General features: G+C 73.4%; 10 protein-coding genes. 6 read left to right on the forward strand and 4 right to left on the reverse strand.

The genetic code is table 11. The features are described 5' to 3' along the window. The coding region (locus DZG00_RS09260) for a S26 family signal peptidase (protein WP_147359963.1) at nt 1-511 on the reverse strand (511 nt) is incomplete at its 3' end. A 98-nt stretch (nt 512-609) separates the two neighbouring features. Beyond that, on the reverse strand, nt 610-1278 hold the full coding sequence (locus DZG00_RS09265) for a hypothetical protein (RefSeq protein ID WP_119381624.1): 669 nt from the start codon (nt 1276-1278) through the stop codon (nt 610-612). Between the two features lie 224 nt (nt 1279-1502). Between DZG00_RS09265 and DZG00_RS09270 the strand changes: the two genes are divergently transcribed. After that, nucleotides 1503-1997 (forward strand): MarR family transcriptional regulator, encoded by a 495-nt coding sequence (locus DZG00_RS09270; RefSeq protein ID WP_119381623.1) that lies wholly within the window; start codon nt 1503-1505, stop codon nt 1995-1997. Beyond that, on the forward strand, nt 1994-2395 hold the full coding sequence (locus DZG00_RS09275) for an NUDIX hydrolase (protein ID WP_119381622.1): 402 nt from the start codon (nt 1994-1996) through the stop codon (nt 2393-2395). Before DZG00_RS09270 ends, DZG00_RS09275 begins: the two co-directional genes overlap by 4 nt. A gap of 18 nt (nt 2396-2413) precedes the next feature. On the opposite strand, the gene DZG00_RS09280 is transcribed toward DZG00_RS09275, so the two are convergent. Beyond that, complete coding sequence (locus DZG00_RS09280) at nt 2414-3160, reverse strand: phosphotransferase (protein ID WP_119381621.1); 747 nt, start codon at nt 3158-3160, stop codon at nt 2414-2416. Between the two features lie 71 nt (nt 3161-3231). Here DZG00_RS09280 and DZG00_RS09285 point away from each other — a divergent pair, with 71 nt between their 5' ends. Continuing rightward, nucleotides 3232-4620, forward strand: coding sequence for an MFS transporter (locus tag DZG00_RS09285; RefSeq protein ID WP_119381620.1), 1389 nt, complete (start codon nt 3232-3234; stop codon nt 4618-4620). 12 nt (nt 4621-4632) lie between these two features. Here the strand turns inward: DZG00_RS09285 and pcp are convergent, their stop codons facing one another. Next, nucleotides 4633-5274, reverse strand: coding sequence for a pyroglutamyl-peptidase I (gene pcp / locus DZG00_RS09290; RefSeq protein WP_119381619.1), 642 nt, complete (start codon nt 5272-5274; stop codon nt 4633-4635). A 162-nt stretch (nt 5275-5436) separates the two neighbouring features. Between pcp and DZG00_RS09295 the strand changes: the two genes are divergently transcribed. From DZG00_RS09295 to DZG00_RS09305, 3 genes are all read left to right on the forward strand, one after another. Next, nucleotides 5437-6708 carry a hypothetical protein gene (locus tag DZG00_RS09295; protein WP_119381618.1) on the forward strand — a complete coding sequence of 424 codons (1272 nt, stop codon included), beginning with the start codon at nt 5437-5439 and terminating at the stop codon, nt 6706-6708. Nucleotides 6709-6817: 109 nt separating this feature from the next. Then, a complete protein-coding gene (locus tag DZG00_RS09300; RefSeq protein ID WP_119381617.1) occupies nt 6818-8089 on the forward strand; it encodes a hypothetical protein in 1272 nt (423 codons plus the stop codon). 118 nt (nt 8090-8207) lie between these two features. After that, complete coding sequence (locus tag DZG00_RS09305; protein WP_199688904.1) at nt 8208-8483, forward strand: hypothetical protein; 276 nt, start codon at nt 8208-8210, stop codon at nt 8481-8483. The last annotated feature ends 158 nt before the right edge of the window (nt 8484-8641 follow it).

The raw sequence follows: 8641 nt of genomic DNA on the forward strand, positions 1-8641 counted from the left end.
TGATGTCGCCCTGGGTGGTGAGGCCGTCCGCGTCGACCGCGATGACGCGGTGCGTGTAGGTCTCGTCCGGGGCGGTGGAGGGGTGGAAGCTGACGACGTCGCCCGGCTGGACGTCCTCGAGGAGGACGGGGGTCGTGAGCAGCAGCGTGCCGACGGGGGCCGTGGTGCCCATCGACGGCGTCTGCACGACGAACCAGCGGCCGCCGGACGCCTGGAAGAGGAGCGTCACCGCGACGAGCGCGGTGAGGAGGACCGTTGCGGCCCACATCACGACGGTGCGGCGGCGGACGACGCGGGAGGTGCGCGCCGAGCGGCGGGTGGCACCCCGGGCAGGGAGGACCGGGGCGGCCGGGAGGACCGGGGCGGCCGCCTCGGCACGCAGGTCCTCGGCGAGGAGCTCGAGGTCGAGCTCCAGATCCAGGTCGATCTCCAGCTCGAGGTCGAGCTCGAGGGCGTCGATCGCCGTGGTGCCAGCCGTGGGGGCGGCCGGGCTGTCCTGGATGTCGGTCATGGTGCGCCTCCCGGGTCAGGGGCTTCGAGGGGGAAGGGGCGCGAGGCCGCCTCTCGGCGGCCCCGCGGGGGATCCAGCTGGGGGGAGCTGGAGGGGGACTAGCTGGCGAAGGTCCAGGTGAGGGGCAGCGAGGCGCCGAGGCCCTGGTACGTGTTGCCGGCGGAGGAGTCGAGCGTGACCGCGAAGGTGAAGTCGGTGCTGGCGTTCGCGGCGAGCGCGGTCAGCGTCTTGGCGGAGGAGCCGGCGAGGGTCGCGGCGGTGCCCGTGAAGACGGGGGTGGTGCTGCCGGCTGCGGTGATGACGACGTTGAGCTTGGAGCAGAAGTCCGTGGCCGAGCCGTTGACCGTGCCGTTCTTGGTCTGCGCGCAGGCGGCGCCCGGGGTCAGCGTGAAGGTCGAGGCCTTGGAGGAGCCGACGTTCTTGATGTTGACGACGCTCGTGACCGTCTGGCCGGGGATCATCGTGGTCGATCCGCCGAACTTGTTGATGGTGGAGCAGGTGGCGGCGTTGGAGTCGGCGCCGGTGGTCGCGCTCGTGCTGAGGCAGGTGACGGTCGGGGCGCCGTTGGCGCCGGCCTGCGACTCCTGCATGACGAGCGAGCCAGAGGCCGCCGTGTTGGTGTCGTTGGTGATCGAGGCGACGAAGCCCGACAGCGTGCCGGACATCGACACGGAGAGGAGGACGGCGGCGGCGACGCCGGTGGCGATGGCGAGGGGGGCGAAGCGGACGCGCTTGGTCTTGGCGGCGGCGGCGATGTGGTGCGACATGGTCTTGCTCCTGGATCGGGGGGAGAGGGGGCTGGGTGAGCCCGGGGAGAGATTCTGTGACTCGCTTTGCAAGTAACTCGAAGATACAGCTACTCGGGATTCGCGCAATACCCCCACAGCGGGGGTCAGGCCGTTCGCGGAGCGGATCGGTGCCGCGAGGGCGCGTTACAGTCACTGGACCGCCCACGGATCCCGCCGGATCCGCCGACACAGGGACACGCCAGATGAGCCCCGAGAGAACCGCCCCCCGCCGCGACGACGCCGCGGCCGTGGAGGCCCTCGCGAACGCGCTGCACATGATCGAGACCGCGCAGCGCCACCTGCGCACCCGCATCGCGCAGGACATCGGGGTCAACGTGACCGACCTGACGGTGATCAGCATCGTCGGCGACCTCGGCCGCATGACCCCCAAGCTGCTCGCCTCCGAGATCTCGATGGGCACGGGTGCGGTGACCGCCGTGATCGACCGGCTGGTCGGCGCCGGGCACCTCGACCGAGTGCCCAACCCGAAGGACCGCCGCAGCGTCTTCCTCGAGCTCACCGACGCCGGACGGAAGACCCTCGGCCGCATGACCGCCGACTACCAGGCGGCCGCCGCCGTGGCTCTGCGGGCCTCCCCCGCGCTCGGCACGGAGGAGACGGCGGAGGACATCGCGCGCGCCGCGATCGCGATGACGGCGCACACCATCGAGGGGCCGGACGCGGGCGCATCCGCGTGAGCGAGGGCTGCCAGGTCGTTCTCGTCGACGCGGCCGGGCGGATCCTCCTGCAGCTGCGGGACGCCATCCCGACCATCCCCTTCCCCGGCATGTGGGCGATCCCGGGCGGGATGCTCGAGCCGGGCGAGACGCCCCTCGCCTGCATCGTGCGGGAGGTCGAGGAGGAGCTGGGCGTGCGGATCCCTGCCGCGGGGGTCACGCACCTCATGTCGCGCACGCGCTCCTACGGGGTCGAGCACACGTTCACCGCGCGGCTCGACGTGCCGGCGGAGGACATCCGGCTCACCGAGGGGCAGCGCGTCGCGTGGTTCCCGGTGGCCGAAGCGGTCGCGATGGAGCTGGCGTACGAGGACGCGGACGTGCTGCGGGAGGTCGCGGGGCGGATCGCGCTCGCGTGAGGCGTGAGGCGTCAGGCGTCAGGCCGGGTGCGCGCGCTCGGCGTCGAGGATCCCGCGGAGGAAGGCGGCGTCGCCCCGGTAGTACGCGGCGTCGTCGCGCAGGTGCGGCTTGCCGAGCTCGTCGGCCTTGGCGAGCGACATCTCGGCGAGGTCGTGCAGGCGGAGGATCGCGACGCGGAGGACGTCGGCCCAGGTCGCGTCGGATCCGTAGGCGTCGAGGAGCAGGTGGACGCGGCGGCGGGCGTCGTCCATGCCGGGCGCGCCGTCCTGCGGGGAGCCGGAGAGCGGCACCGCGCGCGTGGCGAGGTACGCGATGTCCCAGATGCGCGGGCCGGGCGAGGCCATGTCCATGTCGATGACGCCCGTGAGGCGGCCGTCGGCGAAGACGAGGTTGTGGGGCGCGAAGTCGTTGTGGCAGATCACCTCGCTCGGCACCTTGGTGTTCGACTGCCAGACCGCGCCGTCGAGCGCGAACCCGACGCTCGCGTCGTGCAGCTCGCGGAGGCGGCGGCCGGCCTGGACGAGCACGTCGTCGGCCCAGACCCATGCGGGCAGCGGGTAGACGGGCACGTCGCCGTGCATGAAGGTGAGCCGCTCGCGGTCGCCCTCGATGCCGAGCGGCTGCGGGATCCCCTCGACCCCCGCGAGCGCGAGGTGCCGCAGCCAGCGGTGCACGGTGGGGGTCCACGGGCCGGCGTCGCGTGTCACGGTGTCGCCCGCGCGCTCGACGCGGTTCATGTTGCCGCCGTCGAGGGGTCCGTCCATCGGGCCAGCGTAGGGGCGGCCCGGATCGCCCCCGACCCTGCCGCGACACGTCCACCGACTAGGTTGCGACCATGAGCACCGCCGCGCCCGGACGCATCGACGAGCCCGCCGCCCCTCCCCGCCGACGGGTCGCCGCGTGGGCGCTGTGGGACTGGGGATCCGCGGCCTTCAACGCCGTGGTCACCACCTTCGTCTTCAGCACGTACCTCGCGAGCAGCCTGTTCGTGGATCCCGCGATCGTCGCTGCCGCGGGCGACGACACCAGGAACCCCGCGCTCGTCGCCGCGAAGGCCGACACCTCCGGCGTGATCTCGCTCGCGCTCACGATCGCGGGCCTCCTCATCGCGCTGCTCGCACCCGTGCTCGGGCAGCGCTCCGACGGATCCGGCCGCCGCCGCCTGTGGCTCGGCGTGAACACGGGCATCGTGGTGCTCGCGATGCTCGGCATGGTGTTCGTGGAGCCCGTGCCCTCCTACCTGTGGCTGGGCGCCGCGCTGCTCGCGACCGGCAACGTGTTCTTCGAGTTCGCGAGCGTGAACTACAACGCGATGCTCGTGCAGGTGAGCACGCCGCGCACGGTCGGCCGCGTGTCCGGCCTCGGCTGGGGCATGGGCTACGTGGGCGGCATCGTGCTGCTCGCGCTCCTGCTCGGCCTGTTCCTCTTCGACTTCGGCGTGCCCGGCGCGTCCGGCCTGCTGGCGCTGCCGTCAGGTGCGGAGGGCGGCGCGCTCGACGTGCGCATCGCGATCCTCGTGGCCGCGATCTGGTGCGCCGTGTTCTCGATCCCCGTGCTGGTGGGCGTGCCCGAGATCCCGTCCGCGCCCGGGCGCACGCGGCAGGGCATCCTCGCGTCGTACCGCACGCTGTTCCGCCGCATCGCCGAGCTGTACCGGGAGTCGCCGCGCGTGATCGTGTTCCTCGTCGCGAGCGCCGTGTTCCGCGACGGGCTCGCCGCCGTGTTCACGTTCGGGGCGATCATCGCGGCCCAGGTCTTCGGGTTCACCACCACCGAGGTGCTGCTGTTCGGCGTCGCGGCCAACGTGGTGGCGGGCATCGGCACGTTCGCGGCCGGCTGGTTCGACGACCGGTTCGGCGCGAAGCCCGTCATCCTCGTCTCGCTCGTCTGCCTCATCCTCGGCGGATCCGCGGTGCTGGCCGTCGGCGACGCCAAGGCCGGCTTCTGGGCGACGGGCCTCTTCCTCTGCCTGTTCGTCGGTCCCGTGCAGTCGTCGAGCCGCACGTTCCTCGCGCGCATCTCGCCGGCCGGCCGCGAGGGCGAGATGTTCGGCCTCTACACGACCACCGGGCGCGCTGTCTCGTTCCTCGCGCCGGGCCTGTTCGGCATCGCGGTGGCGATCACGGGCGACACGCGCTTCGGGATCATCGGGATCGTGATCGTGCTGCTGGCGGGGCTGCTGCTGATGACGCGGGTGCGCGGGGCGGATGCGCGGGTCGCCTGACGCCGCCGGGGATCAGTCGAGCGAGCCGCCGCCCACCTTCACGTCGGTCGCGTTCGCGAGGGTCGCCTTCACGACCGCCGTGAGCGCCGTCGCGAGCTGGTCCATGCGCATGTAGGGGCGGTCGGTGCCGATCGCCTCCTCCGTCGAGTACGGGATGTGGACGAAGCCGCCGCGGGTGCCGGGGCGCTCGCGCAGCTCGTGCATCAGCAGGTAGAAGACGTGGTTGCAGGTGTAGGTGCCGGCGGTCTGCGAGACGACCGCGGGGATCCCCTTCGTGCGCACGGCCGCGACCGCCGCCTTGATCGGCAGCGTGCTGAAGTACGCGGCCGGGCCGCCGTCGACGACCGGCTCGTCGATGGGCTGGAAGCCCGTGTTGTCGGGGATGCGGGCGTCGTCGACGTTGATCGCGACGCGCTCCACCTCGAGCGTCTCGATGCCGCCGGCGAGGCCGACGGAGATCACGACGTCGGGATCCACCTCGGCGAGCGCCGCCCGCAGCGCGTCGTCGACCCGCGCGAAGTCGACGGGCAGCTGGCGCACCTGGATCTCGGCGTCGCCGTCCCAGCCGTCGCGCACCTCCTGCACTGCCGTCCACGACGGGTTGCTGGTGTCGCCGTCGAAGGGCTCGAATCCGGTGAGGAGGACGGTGGGCATGGCGGGGCTCCTGACGTGCGGGATCGGGGGAGGCGAGAGGGCCGGGATCCACGCTACGCCCCGCGCGGCGCCGCGCGCCCGAACGGGGGGATGCGCGCAGCCGGGGACAGGACGAGGATGCGCACCATCGGGCGACGGAGCCCGAGGATGGACGGTTCGACGATGATCCGCACTGCACGCACTCGACCCCTCACGGCCGCCGCGCTGAGCCTCGCGCTCGCCACCGGCCTCTCGCTCGCCGGCGTCGCGCCCGCGGGCGCCCAGGTGCAGCCGGCGGGTGACGCGTCGACGCAGGCCGCCGTGACGATCCCGGCGCCCACGACGGAGTTCTCCGGCTACGGCACGGAGATCGAGCCGACCATCGACGGCTTCGTGACCCCCGACCTCACCGGCATCGCCGACACCTCCGATCTCCGGTACGAGTACCAGCTCGACGGCACCGGTCCCTGGCTCACCGAGGGCACCCCGCCCGTCAGGATCCTCGGGGGTCCGCTGGTCGTGCCGGCGTCCGCGGGAGCGCACCTCTTCAGCATCCGGATCGCCGGCACGATCGACGGCGTGCCCGTCGTCGGGGCGGCGACCACCCCGGAGCCCGTGCGGTCGAGCGGCTTCTCCCGGCCGTACACGCCGCAGGTGGCCGTGGACGGCACCCGCGTCACATTCAGCTGGGACGTGCGCGAGGCCCTCAACGGCAACCTGCCCGAGGACAGCCAGATCTTCTACGAGCTCGACCGGAGCGGTGACTTCGTCTTCACCGGCGCCGTGGGATCCGTGACCGTCGACGCCGGGTACGACGCCTCGGTCGCGATCGAGCTCACGTACGGGGTCGTGCCCGACCTGTGGGCGTACGCGCGGGCGATCGGCTCCACCGGCAGCGCGCCGGGATCCGCGGCCCTCACCTCCACGCCGCCGCCCGCGATCCTCGGTCGCCCGTCGGTCGGCACCACGCTCGCGGTGCGCACCGGGCTGTGGCAGCCCGCGCCCGTGCGCCTCGCCTACCAGTGGTACGCCGACGGGCAGCCGATCCCCGGCGCGACCGGCGGCACGTTCGCCCTCTCCTACGACCAGATCGGCGCGCGGATCACCGTCGCCGTGCGCGGCGCCCGCGACGGCTACGTGTCCGTGACGCGGACGTCCGCGCCGACGCCGCGCGTGCCGCAGCCGGTCATCACGGTCGGCTCCCCGTTCGTGACCGGCGTCGCGGCCGTCGGGCGCACCGTGACCGCGCGGACGGGATCCTGGCGGCCCGCGCCCGTGACCTTCGCCTACGCCTGGCTCCGCGACGGCCGCCCCATCCCCGGCGCCACCGCGAGCACCTACGCGATCACCGAGGACGATCGAGGACGCCTGCTGAGCGTCCGCGTGACGGGCGCGTACACGCAGCTCAGCGGCGTCTCCCGGGACGCGGTGAGCGCCGGCCGCCGGGTCGGTTAGGCGGTCTCGCCTAGCACGCCGCGTCGACCCGTACGGGGGTGATGCGCTCGCGGGCGCCCGTCGGGAGGATCGATGCGGGGCGGCGCAGCCCCGGAGAGAAGGAACGCACATGATCCACACCATCCGGGGACGCCGACTCCCCCTCACCGCGCTCGGCCTCGTGGTCGCCGCCGGCACCGCGTTCGCGGGGGTCGGCCCCGCCCAGGCGGCCGACGCCCCCGCACCCGCGGGCGGCTCGTCCACGACGGCCGACGCGATCGTCATCGGCGCACCCACCGTGCGCGGCTACGGCTTCGACTACAGCACGGACGCGAATTTCCACGGCGTGATCTCGGTGGACCTCGGCGGGATCACCGACAACTCGGGCCTCCGCTACGAGTACCAGCTCGACGGCGCAGGGCCGTGGCTCTCGGACGGGACCGGCAGCGTCACGGGCGACGAGGACGAGGTCTACATCCCCGCCTCCGCCGGCGACCACCTCATCAGCGTGCGCGTCGCCGGGACGGTCGACGGCGTGCCCGTCACCGGCACGGCGTCCGCGCCCACCGCGGTGCGGTCGGTCGGCGCCCCCCGCGACCACACGCCCGAGGTCGTCGTGGACGGCCCGTCGGTCACGTTCCGCTGGGACGTGCGCGCGGCCCTCAACGGCTTCACGCCCGAGGAGAGCGACATCTTCTACCAGGTCGACGGCGGCGCCTTCGTGGACGTCGGCGCCACCGGATCCGTCACCGTCACGCCCGGCTACGGGAAGCGCGTGGCCTTCGACCTGACCTACGGCCCCATCCCGGACGTGTGGCGCACCGCGCACGTCGAGGGCACCACGGCGAGCGCGCCGGGCGCGAAGGCGCTCACCTCCACCCCGCCGCCCGCGATCGTGGGGACGGTCGAGTACGGATCCACCCTCACCGTGCGCACCGGGCTCTGGCAGCCGGCGCCCGTGACGCTCGAGTACCAGTGGCTGCGCGACGGCGAGCGGATCCCCGGCGCGACGGAAGCCGCGTACACGGTGACGGCCTACGACGCCGGGCACCGCCTCACGGTGTCGGTGCGCGGATCCCGTGACGGGTACGTCCCGGTCACCCTCACCTCGGGGCAGACGAAGAAGGTCGCCGCCCCCGTCATCACGGCGGGCACCCCGCGGATCACGGGCAACCCGACCGTGGGCCGCACGCTCACCGCGCAGTCCGGCGTGTGGAAGCCCGCGTCGCTCGAGCTCGGCTACCAGTGGAAGCGCGACGGGCAGGTCATCCCGGGTGCGACCGCGAAGACGTACACGCTGACGGCGGCGGACCGCGGGCACGCGGTCACGGTGGTCGTGAGCGGCGTCATCTACCTGTACGACCAGGCCGCCGTGGCGAGCGCCGGCGTGACGGTGCGCTGACCCGCGCATCCCCCGCCCGACGGGCCCGGCTCCTCCACGGGGGCCGGGCCCGTCGGCGTCCACCCCAGTGCGGGTGACCCTCTCGCCCGGCCGGGTGCTCGGCCGATACCGTCGACGGATGATCTCCAACTCCGGCGCCAGCATCGGCATCGCCCTCTACATCCTCGTGATCCTCGCGTTCGTCGCCCTGGGGGCGCTCGCGCTCGTGGTGCTCATCCGCCTGGCGCTCACCGCGCGGCGCACGCTGCTCGTCACGACGGAGCTGCAGGAGGCGCGGCTCGAGCTCATCCGCGAGCAGACCGCCCGGCTGCAGGCCGACGACCGCGACGGGGACGGCGATGCGGCGGGCGGGTCCTACGCGCCCGGCGCCGGTCCCGTCGGCCCGGCCGCCTGAGCATGGACGGGACGGACGACAGCATCCTGATGCCCAGCGGCTACGACCTGATCTGGTCGCTCCCGCTGCTGATGGGGATCGCGCTGGCGGCGCTCGGCGCGGTGGCGCTCGTGGCGCTGGTGCGGGTCGCGCTGGCCGGCCGGCGCACGCTGGCCGCG

The organism is Clavibacter lycopersici (assembly GCF_003576405.1).
Classification (GTDB): Bacteria; Actinomycetota; Actinomycetes; order Actinomycetales; family Microbacteriaceae; genus Clavibacter; species Clavibacter lycopersici.

Bases quoted from the DNA above. Each gene is read 5' to 3' on its own strand.
- DZG00_RS09265 (WP_119381624.1), bottom strand. From the start codon at position 1,278: ATGTCGCACCACATCGCCGCCGCCGCCAAGACCAAGCGCGTCCGCTTC.
- DZG00_RS09270 (WP_119381623.1), top strand. From the start codon at position 1,503: ATGAGCCCCGAGAGAACCGCCCCCCGCCGCGACGACGCCGCGGCCGTG.
- DZG00_RS09280 (WP_119381621.1), bottom strand. From the start codon at position 3,160: ATGGACGGACCCCTCGACGGCGGCAACATGAACCGCGTCGAGCGCGCG.
- DZG00_RS09285 (WP_119381620.1), top strand. From the start codon at position 3,232: ATGAGCACCGCCGCGCCCGGACGCATCGACGAGCCCGCCGCCCCTCCC.
- pcp (WP_119381619.1), bottom strand. From the start codon at position 5,274: ATGCCCACCGTCCTCCTCACCGGATTCGAGCCCTTCGACGGCGACACC.
- DZG00_RS09295 (WP_119381618.1), top strand. From the start codon at position 5,437: ATGATCCGCACTGCACGCACTCGACCCCTCACGGCCGCCGCGCTGAGC.
- DZG00_RS09300 (WP_119381617.1), top strand. From the start codon at position 6,818: ATGATCCACACCATCCGGGGACGCCGACTCCCCCTCACCGCGCTCGGC.
- DZG00_RS09305 (WP_199688904.1), top strand. From the start codon at position 8,208: ATGATCTCCAACTCCGGCGCCAGCATCGGCATCGCCCTCTACATCCTC.